We start from the raw sequence: 20,329 nt of genomic DNA, 5'->3' as shown, positions 1-20,329 counted from the left end.
CTCGATAACAAGCAGGCCGCTTCGCTCGCCGGTCTCGCACCCGTCGCGCGCCAGTCCGGCCAGTGGAAGGGCAAGAGCTTCATCCGCGGCGGCAGGGCCAATGTACGCCAAGCCCTCTACATGCCAGCCTTGGTCGCCGCCCGCTTCAATCCAGACCTCAAGGCCAAATACCAGCAGCTCGTGGGTGCCGGAAAGCCAGCCAAGATCGCTATCACCGCCGTCATGCAAAAGCTCATCGTCACCGCAAACGCACTGCTCAACGCAGACCGACTCTGGACACCAGCACGCGCTTGACCATCACGGATACTCTAAGGGCAAGGTCGCCGGGGCGCTGGCGGCATGTTCGACGCGATACTGGATGGCGGGCAGTCGAACCGCACCGCGCCTCCTGCGTCAGCGCGCACTCCCCACCAGCAGTGCCACCGTCGCCAGCTATGTCGCACGTACCTTCATCGCACGTTCTTCTTCTCATGATCGCCCGCCCGCTTCATCACTTGGGCAATTTGGCGGGATCGTAGTTCTGGCCGAAATTCAGGATGAACGCCGGCCCGAGTTCGAGCACCTGCTTGGCACCCGCGAGCTGCACGCTCGCCTGCGCCTTGGCGGGACCGAAGGCCTGGGTGGCCTTGGCGGAGGCGTAGTGCAGTTTCCATTCGGGACCGACCTGCACCGTCGCCTGTGCGATCGTCGGATACGGTGCCTCGGAACCCGTAGCACCTAGGGGAATTGCGACGGTTTCACCCGGTGCGGCGTTGGGCGCGCGCAGAGAGACCGCGATCAGGATCGTGTCTCCCGCCGCGATCGGCTTCGAGGTGGGATATAGCGCGCCCGAATCCCACGGATTGGCGCCCTTGCGCTTCACCTCCACTCGCACCGCGCCGGCGCCGGGAACGCCGGTGGCCGCGACCTGCTTGCCGCTCTGGTTCGGGCCATAGAGCGTCCAGCCGATGCCGGGCTGGTTGATCGCCCTGTCCAGCACGTTCGGCTGGGCGGCTGCCGTGGGCGCGGGACTTTGAGCGAGCGCCGATGCCGAGGCGAGCAATGCGATCACGATGCCAAACTTCATCATATCTCTCTCCTTTCCGATCGTTGAGGCGTCCGGGCCGGCGCGGCGCGGATAGCATCCGCGACCGCGGCGCGCATCGGCTTGGGCGCGAACGCGGTGTCGTACAGCGTCGGCCGACGGCGCGCACCATCGGCGCGCGGCTCGAACCCCTCGATCCAGCTATAGCGGTCGCTCATCCCCCAGACGAGGATGTCCGAGACCTGCTGGTAGCCGAGCGTCACGTCGAGATAGCCCCGCGTGTAATCCGCGACGATTCGGTCCCGCGCGACCGGGTCGGCCGGCAGCGCATTGTCGCGCACGTCGAGTTCGGTGACGACCAGCCCGAACCCCATGGCCACGACCTCGTCGAGGAAACGCCGCCAATCGCCCTGCATCCGCGACACGCTGGCGCGCGCATCGGCGCCGATGGTGATGAGGTGCGACTGCACCCCCAGCGCATCGACCGGCACGCCCCGCGCCCGGAAGCCATGCAATAAGCGCAGCACGCCCGCCCGGTGCCGCTCGTTGCCCGGCTCCCAGCTCATGTAATCGTTATAGACCAGCCGCGCATGCGGCGCCTCCGCGCGCGCGGTCCGGAACGCCAGGTCGAGCGTCGGTTCGGCACCCCCAAGCGCACGCGACAGGGTGGTCTCGTACAGGGTTCCGTCCGCAGGGTTCACCGCCTCGTTGACGACGTCATAATCCGCGATACGCGTACCGTAGCGACGCACGACGGTCCTGATGTGATCGCCCAGCAGCCGGGCGGCCTCCCGCTTCGGCGTCGCGCCATAGTCGTGGCTTTCCGCCCAGTGCGGCATCCACTTCGGCTGGTGCCAGATGAGATTGTGCCCGCGCACCGCCAGGCGCGCGGCCGCCGCATAGGCGACGATCGCGTCAAACCGCGCGAAGTCGAAGGTGGTGGGGGAGGGGCGCAACGCCTGCCACTTCATCTCGTTCTCCGCCACGATCACCCCGCAATCGCGCGCGATCAGCGCGGCATAATTGGGGTTGGCGAACGATCCCGTGTCCGACCGCGGCGGCCCCCAGGCGACGGCCGAACCGAAGCGCATGCCCCTGGTGCGTGCCAGCGCATCCAGCGAATCTTGCGCGCCAGGCACACGCGCCGGCGCGGCGCCCGCCAGCATCAGCCCGGCGCCAAGGATCAGGCTGTCGCGACGTGTCGGTCCCTGCATGCCATCCTCCGTAACGGGCGTTGCCACGCCTTCTGATAACGCTACCATCGCACCCTCGGCCAAGCTGTCAACCGGACATTGCGGCAGGTCGTTCGGTGCCATTATGCGGTACGTCGTGGCGGCCGGTTGTCGGAAAAATGCAGCGCGCGTCGTTCAGGAGAGGGTTGGTCATGATCTTACTGCTCCGGCGTTGGGCGATGCCCGCCGCTCTGGCTTTCACGGCGGCGAGTCCTGCGCAGGTGGCGCCGCCGACCGGATCGCCGCAGCCGGTGCGGATCGCGGTCGATGCTTCCCGCTCCGCGGGGCCGTTGCCGCCGGTGTGGCGATTCTTCGGCGCGGACGAACCTAATTACGCGACCATGAAGGACGGCCGCAAGCTGCTGGTCGAACTGGGTGCGCTGCGGCCGGACCAGGTTTATTTCCGCGCTCACAACCTTCTCACGAGCGGCGATGGCACGGCGGCGTTCAAATGGGGCAGCACCAATGCCTATACCGAGGACCAGGACGGCAAGCCGGTCTATGACTGGACGGTCGTCGATCGGATCATCGACACCTATCGCGCACGCGGGATCCACCCCTATCTGCAGATCGGCTTCATGCCGGAGGCGCTGTCGAGCGCGCCCAAGGGGACGCCGTATCAGCATGCGTGGCGGCCGGGCTTCGCCTATCGCCTGGTCGCGACGGGATGGAGCTATCCACCCGCAAGCTACGAGAAATGGGGCGAACTCGTCTATCGCTGGACGCTCCACAACGTCGAGCGCTACGGCCGTGCGGAGGTCGAGCGCTGGTATTTCGAGGTCTGGAACGAACCCAACCAGCGCGATTACTGGCAGGGGACGCCGGAAGAATTCTATCGCCTGCACGACGTCGGAGTCGATGCGGTGCGGCGTGCGCTGCCCACCGCCCGGGTCGGTGGTCCGGACCTGGCGGGCAATGGCGGCACCTATATGGACGGGTTCCTGCGTCACGTCACGACGGAGCGCAATTACGCGACCCGGCAGATCGGCACGCCCACCGATTTCCTGTCCTTCCATGCCAAGGGGATGCCGAGCTTCGTTGATGGCCATGTACGGATGGGAATCGCCACCCAGTTGATCGAGGTCGACAAGGGCTTCGCCCGGATCGCCGCCGTGCCTGCGCTCGCGGCCAGGCCGATCGTGATCGGGGAAAGCGATCCGGAGGGTTGCGCCGCCTGTCCGGGGCCGCAGAACGCTTATCGCAACGGCACGATGTATTCGAGCTACACCGCGGCGAGCTTCGCGCGGATCTGGGAACTGGCGGCGCGGCGGCGGGTCAATCTGGAGGGCGTGCTGTCCTGGTCGTTCGAGTTCGAGGACCAGCCCTGGTTCGCGGGTTATCGGCAACTTGCTACCAACGGCGTCGCGCTGCCGGTGCTCAACGTCTTCCGCCTGTTCGCCAGGATGGGGTCGGAGAAGATCGCTGCGACGAGCAGCGCGGAGGTGCCGCTCGACCGGGTCATGGCCGATGGCGTGCGCGGCGCCGCCGACATCGGCACGCTGGCGACGCGCACCGCCGCCGGCCGCGTCGCGGTGCTGATCTGGCATTATCATGACGACGACGTTGCGGGTCCGGACGCGGCGGTGCGGCTGTCGGTCGCCGGGCTGGGGCAGCGCGCCGGTGCCGCGACCGTGTGGCGGGTCGATCGCGATCACGGCAATGCGTTCAGCGCCTGGCAGCGGATGGGCGCGCCGCAATCCCCCGATGCCGACCAATATGCCAATCTGGAAGCGGCATCGGCGATGAGCCCGGAACTGGTGCGGCCGACCACCGCCGCCGGCGCGACGCGCACCTACGACCTGGTGGTGCCGCGGCAGGGTGTGGCGATGCTGGTGATCGAGCCGCGCTGAGCCTTTTAGCGTCACCGGGAGATCGGGATGTTCAATCTGGATCGGCGCGCATTCTTCGCCGCCACGGCTGCCGTCATGCCGGCCGTGGGCGGCCTGGGCGCCGCGGCCGCGCTGGCGGCGGGCGCGACGCCCGAGGACACGTTCCGCGACCCGCCTCTGTCGGCCGGACCGTGGGTCTATTGGATGTGGCTCGACGGGAACGTCACGCCCGACAGCGTCGCTGCCGATCTGAAGGCGATGCACGACGTCTGCATCGCGGGCGCCTATATCCTCGACGTGTTGCAGGGCACGCCCGAGGGTCCGGCGCGGTACATGGATGCGGCCTGGCAGGCCGCGTTCCGCGCCGCGACAGAGGTGGCGCGGCGGCTGGGCATGCAGCTGATCTTCAACAATGGCGCGGGCTATTATGGCAGCGGCGGCCCGTGGATCACCCCCGAACTCTCGATGCAGATCCTCGTGCAGAGCGAAACCGCACTCCGCGGCGGGGGGCGGGTCGCGATCGACCTGCCCCGGCCACGGGTGCCGTCCGACGATCCGCCGGCAACTCCCTGGTATGCCGACGCGCCGTTCACGAAGACATTCGGCGATCCCGGCGCGGATTACCGTGACATTGCCGTCATCGCGGTGCGCGAACCGCCCGGCCCGCTCGCCCGTGTCGCCGATCCATCGGGAATGAAGCTGCTCACCTGGTACGAGTGGAACGGCTATACCGGGGTCGAAAGCGCGCCGGCCGACGCGCGCCTGCACGACGGCGCGAGGCCGGTCCCGCGGGCCGACGTCGTGGACCTGTCCGATCGGATGCGCGACGGCCACCTGGTCTGGGATGCGCCGCCGGGCGATTGGACGGTGTTCCGCATCGGTCACGGCGGCAAGGGCCGGATCATCGGGCCGGTGCGGCAGGACAAGGCCGGGCTCGAATCGGACAAGCTCAGCCTGGCGGCGACCGAATGCCATTTCGACGCGATGATCCGGCCGCTGCTGAAGGCGGTCGGCGCGGTGGGTCGCGGCACCATCCGGGGCACGCATATCGACAGTTGGGAAGGCGGCGGCCAGAACTGGACGCCGCTGATGCGCAAGGAGTCCACGCGACGGCGCGGTTACGATCCCGTCGCGTGGCTGCCGATCGTCACCGGACGCCGCGTAATCGGCGATCTTCAGACGACCGAGCGGTTTTTGTGGGATCTGCGGCGCACGGTGTCGGAACTCTCAGTCGAACATTACTGGCAGGCGATGAAGCGGCTGTCGAACGCAGCGGGCCTCGCGCTGTCGGGTGAAAGCTATACGACGATCGGCAACGATCTGGACGCCAGCGACGCCAGCGACGCCGTCGACGAACCGATGGCGGAATTCTGGAAGCATACCGGCGGCGGGTTCAACGGCTTCGGCAACACCTGCAAGGCGATGGCGTCGGCGGCTCATCTGAACGGGCGCGCGATCGTCGCGGCGGAGGCGTTCACCTCGGTCGACAGCGAACGGTGGCAGGATCATCCGGGTACGCTCAAGGCGATCGGCGACGCCAATTTCGCCAAGGGCGTCAACCGCTTGGTCTTCCATCGCTATTCGGCGCAGCGCTTTCCCGGCATCGCACCGGGTTTACAGATGGGGCCATGGGGGCTGCATTATGAGCGCACCCAGACGTGGTGGACGATGAGCCGACCGTGGCACGTCTATATCGCGCGCTGCCAGCATATGCTGCGTCGGGGTATCCCCGTCGCCGATGTGCTGCGGATCCCGTCGGAGGAGCCGCTGCTGCGCGTCGAGGACACGCCGGTGCCGGGCTTCGACTATGACCATGTCGGCCCGGACATGCTGGCGCGTGCGCGGGTGAAGGATGGCCGGGTCGTGTTCCAGTCCGGCGCGTCCTACCGCCTCCTCGTCCTGGACCATCACGGCACGATGACGCTGGCGACTCTGCGACACATTGCGCGATTGCTGCGCGACGGCGCCGCGCTGCTCGGCGAACGGCCGCGCGCGACGCCGGGGCTGAGCGACCGGGTGGCGGCGGATAGCGCGTTGCAGGCGCTCGCGCGCGACCTGTGGGGTGCGACGGCGACAGACGACCGCCGTCATGGGGCCGGGCGGGTGTTCCGCGGCATCGCTGCGCAGGAGGCGCTGGCCCGCATGCAGATCGCGCCGGACCTGGAAAGCGACGTACCGCTGGCGTGGGCGCATCGGCGCGACGGCGACCGCGACATCTATTTCCTGGCCAGCGACGCCGCCCGGCCGCTGCTCGCCAATGTGACGTTGCGCACGCGCGGCCGCTGCGAATTGTGGAACGCCGAGGACGGCAGCGTGACACGGTGGGACTATGCCGTGCCGACGCCGGACGGGCGTCTTCGGATGTGCGTTCCGCTGGCCGCGGAAGGATCGATCTTCGTCGTCGTCCGGCCCGGCGCGGGCGATCCGATCGTCGCGGTCGATCACGACGGCCGTTCTCTGTACCGCGACGGGAGGGGCGAAGCCGCGCTGCTGCCGCTGCTCGCCGCGACGATGACGGCGGCCGAGCCCGGCCGATACGCCATCCGCCGCCGCGACGCGGCGATGTCGGAAACAGTCGTGGCCGCATCGCCCGGTGCGACGCTGCTGACGCGGCCGTGGCGGCTGCGCTTTCCTCCCGACCGGGGCGCGCCCGCGGAAGCGACGATGGCGACGCTTCATTCGCTGGCAGACGATATCGATCGGGGAGTCGCGCATTTTGCCGGTATCGCCACCTATCGCACCGGCTTTGCCGCCACGCCGACCCCGGGTCAGCGGCTGTGGCTCGACCTGTGCCGGGTGGAGGTCGCCGCGCGGGTGCGGCTCAACGGCCGTGACCTCGGCATCCTGTGGCGTGCGCCCTATGCGATCGACGTAACGGATGCCGTGCGGGCGGGGGAGAATGTCCTCGAGGTCGACGTCGCGACGACATGGATCAACCGGCTGATCGGCGACGAGGATCTGCCGGCCGATTCCGAGCGCTATGCGGGGGGGCCGGGGACGAACGGCCGCAACGCCGGATCGCTGAAATCATGGCCGCGCTGGGTTCTGGAGGGCGGCAGAAGCCCGACCGGTCGAATCGCGTTCTCGACCTGGAACCTCTATCGCAAGGGGGAGCCGCTCGTCCCCTCCGGCCTGATCGGGCCCGTCCGGCTCGTCGTCACGGCTGCGCCGCTGGTCGTGCGGTCGTGATCGCCCGGTACGAAACCGCGGTCAGGCATGCCCCGCCGATGAGCGGCTTGCGGCGATAGGCGTTCCTGCTCATCGACATTTCCCCGTTGCGATGAGCGGCAGGCCCTTGGCGCTGCGTGATCGGCACGCTAGCAAAAACTGAGGCCGCCAAAAAGCATTTGGCATATTCGCCATGCCAAGTGTATTGCGCGTCTAAGACAGTTGTGCGACAGGACAGGCAATGACGACCACCGGCTCCCAGATCACGCCCCCCGCAACCACGTCGCAGGCCATGCGCAATGCGATGGTGGCCAGCCAGTTGCGGACCAATGCAGTGAACGACCGGCGCGTCGTGAACGCCATGGCGACCGTGGCGCGGGAGGACTTCCTTCCCGCCGAAGCGGCGATCATGGCGTATCGCGACGCACCGATCCCGCTTGGCCATGCGCGCTGGGCCAATCTGCCGATGGCGACCGGACGGTTGCTGGCGGAGGCGTATCTGCTGCCGACCGACAGCGTGCTGCTGATCGGCGCGGCCGCCGGCTACACCGCTGCGGTGCTGTCTGGCCTGGTCGCGCGCGTCGTCGCGGTCGAAAGCGATTCCGCCCTGGCGGCGCATGCTCGGGCGGCATTGTCGGGCCATGCCAACGTGACCGTGGTGGAGGCGCCCCTGCATGTCGGCCACGCTGACGGCGGTCCTTACGACGTGCTGATCGTGGATGGCGCGATCCCGGGCGTCCCCGATACGCTGGTCGCCCAGGTTCGTCCCGGAGGCCGCGCGGTCTCGGGGATCGTCGATGATCGCGTTACCCGGCTGGCTGCGGGGCGGCGCACCGATGGCGGCTTTGCCTTGGCATCCTTCGTCGATTGCGAATGCGTCGTCCTGCCGGGCTTTGCCGCCCCCAAAACCTTTACGTTCTGATCGGAAGGACTTCTCACGTGATCCGCCGCCTGCTCCTTGCCGGTGCGAGCCTGCTGCCCGCGCCCGTCGCCGCCGAGACGCTGCGCGAGGCGCTGGTCCGTGCCTATCAGACGAACCCCACGATCACCGCACAGCGTGCCAATCTGCGCGCAACCGACGAGAACGTCCCGATCGCGCGGGCGGACGGCCTGCCATCGGTCAACGCGGGCGCGAATTTCACCGAAAATCTCGTCGTCGCCACCAACAGCTTCCTGGCCCCGACACGCCAGCTGACCGGACAGACCCAGCTCAGCGTGCCGCTGTACCAGGGCGGGGCGGTGCGCAACTCGGTCGCCGCGGCCGAGACGCGGGTGGACGCGGGACGCGCAACGCTGCGCGGCACCGAAGCCGATCTCTTCACCGCGGTCGTCGGCAGCTACATGGACGTCATCCGCGACGAGGCGATCGTCGGGCTCAATCAACAGAACGTCCGCGTGCTCGACGTCAACCTGCGCGCCAGCCGCGACCGTTTCCAGGTCGGTGACCTGACCCGTACCGATGTCGCGCAATCGGAGGCGCGGCTCGCGCTTGCACGCGCGCAATTGCAGTCCGCCGAGGCGCGGCTGATCGCCAGTCGGGAGGGGTACATCAGGCTCGTCGGCCTGCCGCCGCTCGCGCTCGAACAGCCGCCGACGCTGCCCAACCTGCCGGCCTCTCCCGAGGCGGCGGCGATCGCCGCGGTGGATCACAACCCCGCGCTGATCGCCGCGCTGCGCCAGCGCGACGCCACGCGCTACGACGTCGGCGTGGCCAAGGCGCAGCGACTGCCGCGGCTGAACGCCGTCGCGGGGGGCACCTATTTCAACTTCCTGGGATCGCTGGGGTCCGCCACCAGCGGTAACGTCGGCCAGTCCGGCAATGGCGCGACGGCGGGGCTGCAACTGACCGTGCCGATCTTCCAGGGCGGGCGTCCCGGCGCACAGGTTCGCCAGGCGCAGGCGTTTCGGTCTCAGGCGATCGAGAATGCCACTGCCACCGAACGCGCAGTCATCGCGCAGGCGCGCTCGGCCTATGCCAGCTGGAGGTCGTCGAACGAGGTGATCGCGTCATCCGAAACCGCGGTGCAGGCCAACCGGCTGTCGCTGGAGGGCGTGCGCGCCGAGAACAGCGTCGGCACCCGCACCATCCTCGACATCCTGAACGCCGAGCAGGAATTGCTGAACAGCCAGGTGACCCTCGTCACCGCGCGCCGAGACGCCTATGTCGCAGGGTTCGCGCTGCTTGCCGCGATGGGCGATGCCGAGGCGCGCGACCTGGGGCTGGACGGCGGGCCGCTGTACGATCCGCTGACCAATTACAACCGCGTGCGCCGCTCGATCAACGATTTCGCCAGCGACGGAGAGCCGGCCGCGGTCGCGACCCGCACCGACCAGACACCGGCGCAAAATGCGGTGGTGACCAAGCCGCTCGATCCGCAACTGGACAGCGCGGTTGACAGAAGCCAGGCTTTGACGACAGGTGCGGCTTCGCCGAACCGGCAGTAGGGCGGCGGCAAGCGAAGGTCGTTTCATGGGGGATATCAGCGCCGAACCGTCGATGGAGGAAATCCTTTCCTCGATAAAGCGGATCATCGCCGAGGAGGGCGAGGGGATACCCCAGCGCACCCGGCGTCCGCAGCGCGCTTCCGTCACGCCGATCGGACAGGACGCGCAGGTCGATTCCGGCGAGGTGCTGGAACTCAGCGAACCGCTTCCGGCCGCCCGGCGCCCGGCCGATCGGCCCACCGCCGAGCGGGCTTCCGCCGCAGCCCCTCAGCCTGCTCCGCCCGCTGTGGAGACAACCGCCCCCGAACCCATCGTGTCGCAACAGGCCGCCGCCGCCAGCCGCGGCTCGCTGGAGGCGCTCAGCCGGGTGATCGTGCGGCCGGATGGCGCGACTGCCGACAACACGCTGGAAGCGCTGGTGCGCGAGATGCTGCGCCCGATGCTGCGCGACTGGCTCGACGCCCGGCTGCCGACGATGGTCGAGGCGATGGTCGCCCGCGAAATCGAACGGATCACCGGGTCGTCGTCCTGAGCAGGGGGCCTGACGCGACGACCTTGCCGATCGCTTTGGCTTCTGCTGTATCGGCGGCCATGAAGATCGCATTTACCGCCACCCTGCTGGCGCTCACGCTCGCCTCCCCGCTCGCGGCACGCCAGCTCACCATCGCCGACGTCACGATGCTCAGCCGCGTCGGCGCGCCCGCCGCCACGAAGGACGGACATTGGCTCGTCTGGGCGCAGCGCGAAACCGATCTCGCCGCCGATCGCGGCCGGTACGACCTGTGGCGGCTCGACCTGAGCAAAGCCGGCACGCAGCCCGAACGCCTGGTGGCCGACCCCGAGGCCAATGAGAACGATCCGCAGATCGTCGGCACCACGGTCTATTTCTCCTCCGACAAGGGCGGCGAGGATGCGATCTGGGCAGTGCCCGTCACCGGCGGCACCCCGCGTCGGCTGACCGGGTTCAAGGGCGGCTTCGGCGGCTTCAAGGTCGCGCCGACTGCGGACCGCCTCGTCGTCTGGGCGGATCGCAAGCCGGGCGCGCCGAGCCTTGAACCCGCGATGGAAAAGAAGGACGCGAACGCGGGCGCCGCGCGGGTCTATGATCGCCTGTTCGTTCGCCATTGGGACACGTGGGCGGGCGGCAATCGGTCGCAGCTCTTCGTCCTGCCGCTGACCGCCGCGGGGGCGCCGGGCAACGGTATTCCGCTCGTCGGCGCGCTGGTCGGCGACGCGCCGTCGAAGCCGTTCGGCGGCGGCGAGGAGATCGCCTGGAGTCCCGACGGCCGCACGCTTTACTTCGCGCTGCGCGAGGCCGGGCGGATCGAATCGACCTCGACCAACCTCGACATCTTCCAGGTGCCGGCCGACGGCTCGGCTGCGCCGGTCAACCTCACCGACGCAAATGACGCGACCGACAACCAGCCGTCGGTCTCCCCCGATGGCCGCAAACTGGCGTATGTCGCGATGCGCCGGCCGGGCTACGAAGCCGATCGCCAGGTGCTGACGGTGCGCGATCTGGCGAGCGGCCGGACGGTGTCGCTTACCGAGCGGTGGGACCGTTCGGTCGGCTCGATAGCCTGGGCACCCGATTCGAAATCGCTCTACGTCACCGCGGAAGACACGCAGGAAAACCCTTTGTGGCGGGTCGATGCCGCCACCGGGCAGGTCGCCCGGCTGACCGCGGCCGGCAACGTGTCGGCGGTGGCGGTGACCGCCACCGGCGTGGTGGTCGCGATGAACAGCCTGACCGCGCCCGACGACTTCTACCGCATCGCCCCGGTCGCGCCGGTGCGGCTGACCTCGGTCAACGCGGCGAAGCTGCGCGGCATCGACATGCCCCAGGTGTCACGCTTCAGCTTCAAGGGGGCCAACGCCGACACGGTCTGGGGCTATGCGGTCAAGCCGTATGGCGCGACGGGCAAGGTGCCGGTCGCGTTCATGGTCCACGGCGGGCCGCAGGGGTCGAGCAACAACAGCTGGTCGTACCGCTGGAACCCGGCCGTATTCGCGGGCGCGGGTTACGGGCTGGTCGCGGTCGATTTCCACGGTTCGACCGGATACGGCCAGGCGTTCACCGACGCCATTCGCAACAACTGGGGCGGCTGGCCGCTCGAGGATCTGCAAAAGGGGCTGAGCGCGGCGACCACGCAATTCCCCTGGCTCGACGGCGACAACGCCTGCGCGCTCGGCGCCAGCTACGGCGGCTATATGATGAACTGGATCGAGGGCAAATGGCCCGACCGGTTCAAGTGCATCGTCCAGCACGACGGCGTCTTCGATGCGCGCGCGATGGCCTATGAGACCGAGGAACTGTGGTTCGACGAATGGGAACACGGCGGCAAGACCTATTACGAAGACCCGCAAGCCTATGAAAAATGGAACCCGGTGCATTACGTCGCGCAGTGGAAGACGCCGATGCTGGTGATCACCGGCGAAAAGGATTTCCGGATACCCTATACACAAGGGCTGGCGAGCTTCACCGCGCTCCAGCGCCGCGACATCCCGTCGCGGCTGGTGGTATTTCCGAACGAGAACCACTGGGTGCTGAAGCCGAAGAACTCGCGCCGATGGTATGGCGAGGTGCTGGGGTGGATGGACAGATGGACGGGGAAGGGCGGTTGACCCTTTCGGAAGGTCGGTTCGATACCTATGATTGATCGACAGGAGACGGCGGATGAAGTTGGAGATTGTCGATAGTCCGGTGACGGGCGAAAAGGCTGCCAAGGCTCGCTATCGGATCGCAATGGTCGATGGGGAGCCTATCCGCATTCGAGTGGTGAACGCAGACAGTCCGACCTTCGGCGCCGACTTTGCCGCGGCTTTTCGCGAAAACGTCCGGCGTCTTCGCCGCGAGAACAGAATGTTGGACGCTGCCGAGTGAGCCCTACCGTTCGCGCCTCCACCAATCCGCGGCTGTGGATCGTTGCGGGGCCGAACGGATGTGGAAAGAGTTCGGCCTACGATCGCAGCGACATCGACGAGGCGGGTGGATCGGTCTGGATCATCAATCCGGACCTGCTGACGGTGCGCATCCGCGACGCCGAGGGGCTGGGTCAGCGCGACGCCAACCTCGCTTCGGTCGAGCGGATCGAACGCTGGCTGGACGCGTCGATCGAAGCGCATCAGACGATTGGCGTCGAGACGGTCCTGTCCACCGGCAAATATCGACGATTGGTGACCAAAGCCAAGGCGTTCGGCTTCGAGGTGTGGCTCACCTACGTCTATGTCGCGTCGGTCGAGCGTCAGCTGGAACGGATCGGATTGCGCGTTGCCAAGGGCGGGCATGCCGTACCCGAGGACAAGGTGCGCGAGCGCAGGTTTCGATCGTTCGATCAACTTCCCTGGTTCTTCCATCACGCAGACACCGCGTTGTTGTTCGACAATTCTGGCAGTGAGCCGGAGAAAGTGGCGGACAAAAGCGGCGGGCAGGCGTGGATCGGCCGTGGGCTGCTGCCCGAGTTACGCGAACGGCTGCTAGCCGGCGTTTGATCGCGAGAAAGGGTTTTAGCGCAGGCGAGCGGGCGCTACAGCCCCCCGCATGACCGAACTCCCCAAGACCTTCGACCCTGCCGAGATCGAATCGCGCTGGTATGCGCATTGGGAAGAGAACGGCCTGTTCCACCCCGACCGGCCGGGTGCCGAGCCGTGGACGATCGTCAACCCGCCGCCCAACGTCACCGGCAGCCTGCACATCGGCCATGCGCTCGACAATACGTTGCAGGATATCCTGACGCGGCACGCGCGGCTGAAGGGCAAGGACGCGCTCTGGGTGGTCGGCACCGACCATGCCGGCATCGCGACGCAGATGGTGGTCGAGCGCCGGATGAACGCGCTGGGGCAGAAGCGCACCGACCTGACGCGCGAGGCGTTCGTCGAGAAGGTGTGGGACTGGAAACACGAGAGCGGTGGCGAGATCACCCGCCAGCTGCGGCGGCTCGGCTGTTCGATGGACTGGGCCAACGAACAGTTCACGATGGACCCGCATTTCAGCCGCGCGGTGCTGAAAGTGTTCGTAGACCTGCACCGCGAGGGCCTGCTGTATCGCGACAAACGGCTGGTGAACTGGGATCCAGGCCTGGGCACCGCGATCAGCGACCTGGAGGTCGAGACGCGCGAGATCGCGGGCAAGTTCTGGCACCTGCGCTATCCGCTGGCCGACGGGTCAGGCCACATCTCGGTCGCGACGACCCGGCCGGAGACGATGCTGGCCGACATGGCGGTCGCGGTGAATCCGACGGACGAACGCTATACCGCGCTCGTCGGCAAGATGGTCCGCCTCCCGATCACTGGCCGCGAAATCCCGATCATCGCGGACGATCATGCCGATCCCGAACTTGGCAGCGGTGCGGTGAAGATCACGCCGGGCCACGATTTCAACGACTTCGAGGTAGGCCGCCGCGCGGGGATCGAGGCGCGCGACATGCTCAACATGCTCGATGCCAAGGCCCAGATCGTCGATTGCGGCGGCGTGCCGCAGGCGCTGGTCGGCCTCGACCGCTTCGCCGCGCGCACCGCGGTGATCGCGATGCTCGAGGCCGAAGGCGCACTGGAACGCGTCGAGGACCGCACGATCCAGACGCCTTATGGCGACCGCTCTGGCGTGGTGATCGAGCCGTGGCTGACCGACCAATGGTATGTCGACGCCAAGACGCTCGCCCAGCCCGCGATCGAGGCGGTGCGTTCAGGCGCGATCCGGATCGTGCCGAAGACGTGGGAGAAGACGTTCTTCAACTGGATGGAGAACATCCAGCCGTGGTGTGTCAGCCGGCAATTGTGGTGGGGGCATAGGATACCGGCTTGGTTTGGGCCGAACTTGGACGAACAAGGGGAAGGTCATCTTTCTTTAACGGGGAGACACGAGATTTTCGTGGCTGAAACCGAGGCAGAAGCACTGGCGCAAGCTCGGAAGCGGTATGACGAGGATGTTTTAGTCCTGGAGCATTTTGAGGATGCGATGGACGAACTACTCAATGCAGCGTCGGAAAAGCGACCGGCGCGCTTCTGCATTTGGCGCGATCCTGACGTCCTCGACACCTGGTTCTCCTCCGCGCTCTGGCCCTTTGCGACTTTGGGCTGGCCCGAGCAACAGGCACGCCCCTCCCCTTCAGGGGAGGGGATGGGGGTGGGGCGTGTCAGTCTCACCGAGACCGACGTGCCCGTGGACACCCCCCACCCCAACCCAGTTTCAGGTCGATCAGGCTCCCAGCCTGACCTGAACCGCGCGGGGCGCGGTTCACCTGAAACTCCTGAAGGGGAGGGGCTGAAGAATCTCCACGGCCGCTACCCCAACGACGTGCTCATCTCGGGCTTCGACATCCTGTTCTTCTGGAACGCGCGGATGATGATGCAGGGTTTGCACTTCATGGGAGATGTGCCCTTCAAGACATTGTATCTCCACGGCCTCGTCCGCGCGGCGGACGGCGCGAAGATGTCGAAGTCCAAGGGCAACACCGTCGATCCGCTCGGGTTGATCGACAAATACGGGGCCGATGCGCTGCGCTTCTTCATGGCGGCGATGGAGAGCCAGGGCCGCGACATCAAGATGGATGAGAAAAGGGTCGAGGGCTATCGCAACTTCGCGACCAAGCTGTGGAACGCGGCGCGCTTCGCGCAGGGCTATGGCATCGGCGGCAGCGATACGCTGGAGCCGCCCGCCGCGACGCTGGCGGTGAACAAGTGGATCGTCGCCGAGACGGTGGCGACCATCCAGGCGGTCGACCTGGCGCTGGCCGACTATCGCTTCGACGGTGCGGCGAACGCGATCTATCAATTCGTCTGGAGCCGCTTCTGCGACTGGTATCTCGAACTCATCAAGCCTCAGATGGTCGGCGACGAGCGAGGCGTACTTGACGACGAGACCAAGGCCGTCGCCGGCTGGGTGCTCGACCAGATCCTCGTCCTGCTCCACCCCTTCATGCCCTTCATCACCGAAGAACTCTGGCACGCGCTCAGCCCCCGCCAGCACGACCTGATCGTCGGCCGCTGGCCGATGGCGGACGCGCGCGCGATCGACCCGGAGGCGAGCCGCGAGATCGACTGGCTGATCCGGCTGGTGAGCGAAGTCCGCACCGCACGTACCGAACTTAACGTGCCGCCGAGCGCGCGGGTGCCGTTCGCGGTCGGCGATGCGTCGGAGACGACACACGCCCGCCTCCGCACCCATGCCGCGACGATCGCGCGTCTCGCCCGGATCGAGCAGAGTGCAGCCGTAGGCGGCGAAGCGCAGGTCGTCGTCGACGAAGCGACCTATGTCCTCGCGCTCGGCGACGTGATCGACCTCACCGCCGAACGCGCGCGCTTGGGCAAGGCGATAGCGGCCGCCGAAAAGGAACGCGACGCGCTCGCCGGTCGCCTCTCCAACGCCACCTTCGTCGAGCGTGCCAAGCCCGAGGCGGTTGAAAAGGCCAAGGCGGACCATGCGGACAAGGCAGCGGAGGCCGAACGCCTGTCGGCGGCGTTGGCGCGGCTGGGGTAGGGCTGTCCTCCACCGCGACCACCTGTCACAGGGCGCCTCGCTCGGTCTTGCCCGCACCGCGCGGCCGGGCCGGCCACGGGGAAAACACATGCCCCTATGCGCGACCTTGATGAAGTTTGCGAAGAACGGACGGTCGGTATGAAGCCCCAGCACGATCTCACCGCCGGGCCGATCGGGCAGACCCTGCTCGCCTTCGCGCTGCCGACGCTGGGATCGAACATCCTCCAGTCGCTCAACGGCTCGATCAATTCGATCTGGGTGGGGCGGTATCTGGGGGAGGGTGCGCTGGCAGCGACGTCGAACGCCAACATCATCATGTTCCTGATGTTCGGCGCGGTGTTCGGCTTCGGCATGGCGGCGACGATCCTGGTCGGGCAGAACTTCGGGCGGCGCGACGTCGATGCGGCGCGGCGCGCGTTTGGCTCCGCGGTCGGGCTGGTGCTCGGCGTTGCGACGGTGATCGCGGCGCTGGGCTGGGTATTCGCGCCGCAGATCCTGCAGCTGCTCGCAACGCCGGGTGACGCGCTGCCGCTGGCGCTATCGTACCTGCGCGTCATCTTCCTGGGCCTGCCGGCGTCGATGCTGATGGTGCTGATGATGATGGGCCTGCGCGGCACCGGCGATTCGATGACGCCGCTCTGGTTCATGGCGATGAGCGTCGTGCTCGACAGCGGGCTGAACCCGCTGCTGATCGCCGGCATCGGGCCGTTCCCGCGCATGGGGATCGCCGGATCGGCCACCGCGACGCTGATCGCCAATCACGTCTCGCTGCTCGGCCTCGTCCTCTACGTCCATGTCAAGGATCTGCCGATCCGACTGAAGGGCGCCGAAATCCGCTACATCCTGCCCACCCGCGCGCTCAGCGGCACGATCGTGCGCAAGGGCCTGCCGATGGGCGCGCAGATGCTGGTGATGTCCACCGCCGCGCTGGCGATGATCGGGCTGGTCAACCGCGAGGGCGTCGATACCGCGGCCGCCTATGCCGTGTCGCAGCAATTATGGACCTATATTCAGATGCCCGCGCTGGCGATCGGCGCGGCGGTCAGCTCGATGGCGGCGCAGAACATCGGCGCCGGCCGCTGGGACCGGGTGGGCGCGATCACCGGCTATGGGCTGCTTTTCAACCTGGTGCTGACGGGCGTCATGGTGGCCGTCGTGATCCTGTTCGATCGCCCGGTTATGACCCTGTTTGTGCCGGAGAACAGCGCCGCGCTGCCGATCGCACGGCATATTCAGCTCATCGCGAGCTGGAACTTCATCGTCTTCGGCGCGACGATGGTGTTATTCTCGACGGTGCGCGCGAACGGCGCGGTGCTGGCGCCGCTGATCGCGCTGTTGATCTCGCTCTATCCGGTGCGGATCGGCTTCGCGCTGCTGGCGCGGCCGTGGCTGGGTGCGGATGCCTTGTGGTGGAGTTTTCCCCTCGGGTCGTGCGTCACTCTGGCGATGGCGGCGCTCTACTACCGCTTCGGCAACTGGCGCAGCGGATCGCTGGACGTGCCGCAGGACGAAGCGGGCGAGCAGGCGCATGCGATGACCGAACCCGGCGGTCGTTCTCAGCCTACGGGATAGGTGCCATCACCCGGATGATCCCGGCGGCCACCCGCGCGGTGACGGGCGTGTGTGCCAGCACCTCGCCGTCGATCGAGATCGGCAGCGAGGGGATGGTGTCGACCCGCATCGCCTTGCCGCGGAACTCGCGGACCTCCTCGTGCCGGGTCTCGTGCTTTATGGCGTTCGATACCCAATTGCGGATCAGCCGCCGCTTCACATGGCCGCACACCGCCTGGACGACGATCTCGCCCGAATCGACCTCCGCCGATTCGATCAGTTCGACGCCGCCGTGATAGGGGCCGTTGGAGATGCGCACCTCGACCACCCGCATCCGCTGGCGGTTTTCGCCCTCGCCGACGATCAGCGTGAACGGGCGGAACCGGAGGAACTGATACCCCGCCCAGCCGAGATAGCCGGCGCGCCCGAACACCTTCTTCAGGCCGTGCGGCACCGTCTCGGCGATCTTGGGGCTCAGGCCCATCGCCGCGCAATTGGCGAAATAATCGCCGTCGATCATCCCCAGGTCGATCCGCCGCGGCGCCCCCGTCCGCAGCACCTCGACCGCCCCTGCGATGTCGAGGGGAATACCCAGCGTGCGCGCAAAGCTGTTCGCGGTGCCCAGCGGCAGCACCCCAAGGATGACGTCATGGCCCACCATCAGGTCGACCAGCCCGCTGACCGTGCCGTCGCCGCCGCCCAGGATCAGCAGGTCGGGCTTTTTTGCCAGCGCCCGGCGGACGGTCGCCTCCAGATCCTCCGGGTTCTCCACCGCATGCGCATCGACCGGATAGGGGAGGGCGTCCATCGCCGAACACGCCTGTTCGAACAGCCGCCTCCCTTTGCGCGACATGGCGTTGACGACCAGCGCCGCGGACGTGATTTCGGTCATGGACACTCCATTCGGTTCGTGGGCGTAACGCTTGCCGACGCGCGTCCGATCCCGCAAAGCGCAGGCCATGACCGCCCGCTACCCCGCGCTCCGTCTTCGCCGCACCCGCGCGAGCGGTTGGAGCCGCCGCCTCCACGCCGAGACGGTGCTGACCCCCGCCGACCTGATCTGGCCGATGTTCATCGCGCAAGGGCAGGGGGTGGAGGAGCCGATCGCCGCGCTGCCCGGCGTGTCGCGCTGGTCGGTCGACGGCATCGTCGCGCGGGGGCGCGAAGCACGCGATCTCGGCATCCCCTGCGTGGCGCTGTTCCCCAACACACCCGCGCATCTGCGCTCCGACGATGGCGCGGAGGCGCAGAACCCGGACAATCTCATGTGCCGGGCGATCCGCGCGCTGAAGGATGCGGCGCCCGAAATCGGCGTGCTGACCGACGTGGCGCTCGATCCCTATACCACGCACGGCCATGACGGGCTGGTCGATGATGCGGGCTATGTCATCAACGACGCCACCGCCGATGCGCTCGTCCGCCAGGCGCTGACCCAGGCAGAGGCGGGCGCCGACATCATCGCACCCAGCGACATGATGGACGGCCGCATCGGCATGATCCGCGATGCGCTCGAGGCGGGCGGGCACCACAATGTCCAGATCATGAGCTATGCCGCCAAATACGCCTCGGCCTTTTACGGCCCGTTCCGCGCTGCGGTCGGCAGCCGCGGGCTGCTGAAGGGCGACAAGAAGACCTATCAGATGGACTCCGCCAATGCCGAGGAAGCGCTGCGCGAGGTCGCGCTCGATCTGGCCGAGGGCGCGGACAGCGTGATGGTGAAGCCGGGCCTGCCCTATCTCGACATCGTCGCCAGCGTGAAACAGCGGTTCGAGGTGCCGGTGTTCGCATACCAGGTGTCCGGCGAATATGCGATGATCGAGGCGGCGGTCGCGGCGGGGGCGGGGGATCGCGACGCACTGGTGCTGGAGACGCTGATGGCGTTCAAGCGCGCGGGCTGTTCGGGGGTGCTCACCTATCACGCGGCGCACGCTGCCCGGCTGCTGGGCGCATGATCGAAACCGCGCGGCTGATCCTGCGGGGGTGGCGCGAGGAGGATGTCGCGCCGTTCGAAGCGATGGGCCGCGATCCGCGCGTCATGGCACATTTCCCCGCGCTGCTCATGCCCGGAGAGGCGCGGGCGATGATCGGGCGGCAGGAGGCGATCCGCGCCGCGCTGGGCCACTGCTTCTGGGCGATCGAGCGCCGCAGCGACCGCGCGTTCCTCGGCTTCTGCGGTGTCAAACCGGGGCCAGAGGGGACGCCCATCGACGGCGAGCTGGAGATCGGCTGGCGTCTCGCCCGCAACCATTGGAGCCAGGGCTATGCGCGCGAGGCAGCGGCGGCCACGCTGGACTGGACCTGGGCCAACACCGACCGGGCGAAGGTCTGCGCGATCACCGTTCACGCCAATGAAGCGAGTTGGGGATTGATGATCCGGTTGGGCATGACGCGGGTCGAAGACGGCGACTTCGATCACCCCGCGCTGCCGCCGGGCCATCGGCTTCGTCGGCACGTCTTCTACGCGATCGGTCGCCCGGCGGGTTGAAGTCTCGAGCGTGACGCCTTGCGTTGAAACCGTTCGTCCCGAGACGCTGGCCCGAATGTATTCCGTTCGTCCTGAGGAGCCGCTGAGCGAAGTCGAAGCGGCGTCTTGAAGGACAGG

The 20,329-nt window shown here is 67.6% G+C and carries 16 protein-coding genes; 13 read left to right on the top strand and 3 right to left on the bottom strand.

What is annotated here, in order from left to right:
• Positions 1–294 (top strand): transposase (locus tag VF643_RS02565; protein ID WP_331041797.1); only part of this gene is annotated, 294 nt, incomplete at its 5' end.
• Positions 295–490: 196 nt separating this feature from the next.
• Here the strand turns inward: VF643_RS02565 and VF643_RS02560 are convergent.
• Both VF643_RS02560 and VF643_RS02555 read right to left on the bottom strand, forming a co-directional pair.
• Positions 491–1,069 carry a hypothetical protein gene (locus tag VF643_RS02560; protein ID WP_331041796.1) on the bottom strand — a complete coding sequence of 193 codons (579 nt, stop codon included), beginning with the start codon at positions 1,067–1,069 and terminating at the stop codon, positions 491–493.
• On the bottom strand, positions 1,066–2,238 hold the full coding sequence (locus tag VF643_RS02555) for an endo-1,4-beta-xylanase (protein WP_331041795.1): 1,173 nt from the start codon (positions 2,236–2,238) through the stop codon (positions 1,066–1,068). Before VF643_RS02555 ends, VF643_RS02560 begins: the two co-directional genes overlap by 4 nt.
• A gap of 170 nt (positions 2,239–2,408) precedes the next feature.
• Here VF643_RS02555 and VF643_RS02550 point away from each other — a divergent pair, with 170 nt between their 5' ends.
• From VF643_RS02550 to VF643_RS02505, 10 genes are all read left to right on the top strand, one after another.
• On the top strand, positions 2,409–4,106 hold the full coding sequence (locus VF643_RS02550) for a GH39 family glycosyl hydrolase (RefSeq protein WP_331041794.1): 1,698 nt from the start codon (positions 2,409–2,411) through the stop codon (positions 4,104–4,106).
• A 27-nt stretch (positions 4,107–4,133) separates the two neighbouring features.
• Positions 4,134–7,274 carry a glycosyl hydrolase gene (locus VF643_RS02545; protein ID WP_331041793.1) on the top strand — a complete coding sequence of 1,047 codons (3,141 nt, stop codon included), beginning with the start codon at positions 4,134–4,136 and terminating at the stop codon, positions 7,272–7,274.
• A gap of 220 nt (positions 7,275–7,494) precedes the next feature.
• Positions 7,495–8,175: a protein-L-isoaspartate O-methyltransferase family protein gene (locus VF643_RS02540; RefSeq protein ID WP_331041792.1), complete on the top strand. Its 681-nt coding sequence runs from the start codon at positions 7,495–7,497 to the stop codon at positions 8,173–8,175.
• Positions 8,127–9,698, top strand: a complete 1,572-nt coding sequence (locus tag VF643_RS02535; RefSeq protein WP_414713777.1) for a TolC family outer membrane protein — start codon at positions 8,127–8,129, stop codon at positions 9,696–9,698. Before VF643_RS02540 ends, VF643_RS02535 begins: the two co-directional genes overlap by 49 nt.
• A gap of 25 nt (positions 9,699–9,723) precedes the next feature.
• Positions 9,724–10,230 (top strand): DUF2497 domain-containing protein, encoded by a 507-nt coding sequence (locus VF643_RS02530; protein ID WP_331041790.1) that lies wholly within the window; start codon positions 9,724–9,726, stop codon positions 10,228–10,230.
• 59 nt (positions 10,231–10,289) lie between these two features.
• Positions 10,290–12,323, top strand: coding sequence for a S9 family peptidase (locus tag VF643_RS02525; RefSeq protein ID WP_331041789.1), 2,034 nt, complete (start codon positions 10,290–10,292; stop codon positions 12,321–12,323).
• 52 nt (positions 12,324–12,375) lie between these two features.
• Positions 12,376–12,582, top strand: coding sequence for a hypothetical protein (locus VF643_RS02520; protein WP_331041788.1), 207 nt, complete (start codon positions 12,376–12,378; stop codon positions 12,580–12,582).
• Positions 12,579–13,190, top strand: a complete 612-nt coding sequence (locus VF643_RS02515; protein ID WP_331041787.1) for a zeta toxin family protein — start codon at positions 12,579–12,581, stop codon at positions 13,188–13,190. Before VF643_RS02520 ends, VF643_RS02515 begins: the two co-directional genes overlap by 4 nt.
• A 49-nt stretch (positions 13,191–13,239) precedes the next feature.
• Positions 13,240–16,176 carry a valine--tRNA ligase gene (locus tag VF643_RS02510; RefSeq protein WP_331041786.1) on the top strand — a complete coding sequence of 979 codons (2,937 nt, stop codon included), beginning with the start codon at positions 13,240–13,242 and terminating at the stop codon, positions 16,174–16,176.
• 138 nt (positions 16,177–16,314) lie between these two features.
• Positions 16,315–17,748: an MATE family efflux transporter gene (locus VF643_RS02505; protein WP_331041785.1), complete on the top strand. Its 1,434-nt coding sequence runs from the start codon at positions 16,315–16,317 to the stop codon at positions 17,746–17,748.
• On the opposite strand, the gene VF643_RS02500 is transcribed toward VF643_RS02505, so the two are convergent.
• Positions 17,738–18,619 carry a diacylglycerol/lipid kinase family protein gene (locus tag VF643_RS02500; protein WP_331041784.1) on the bottom strand — a complete coding sequence of 294 codons (882 nt, stop codon included), beginning with the start codon at positions 18,617–18,619 and terminating at the stop codon, positions 17,738–17,740. The two genes, VF643_RS02505 and VF643_RS02500, sit on opposite strands and share 11 nt — an antisense overlap.
• A 67-nt stretch (positions 18,620–18,686) precedes the next feature.
• Between VF643_RS02500 and hemB the strand changes: the two genes are divergently transcribed.
• Complete coding sequence (gene hemB, locus VF643_RS02495) at positions 18,687–19,679, top strand: porphobilinogen synthase (RefSeq protein ID WP_331041783.1); 993 nt, start codon at positions 18,687–18,689, stop codon at positions 19,677–19,679.
• A complete protein-coding gene (locus VF643_RS02490; protein WP_331041782.1) occupies positions 19,676–20,212 on the top strand; it encodes a GNAT family N-acetyltransferase in 537 nt (178 codons plus the stop codon). Before hemB ends, VF643_RS02490 begins: the two co-directional genes overlap by 4 nt.
• Positions 20,213–20,329: the final 117 nt, after the last annotated feature.

Source organism: Sphingomonas sp. (genome assembly GCF_036387595.1).
Lineage (GTDB): Bacteria > Pseudomonadota > Alphaproteobacteria > Sphingomonadales > Sphingomonadaceae > Sphingomonas.
The sequence above is the reverse complement of the archived record's forward strand: the minus strand, read 5'-3'. Positions and strand labels throughout refer to the sequence as shown.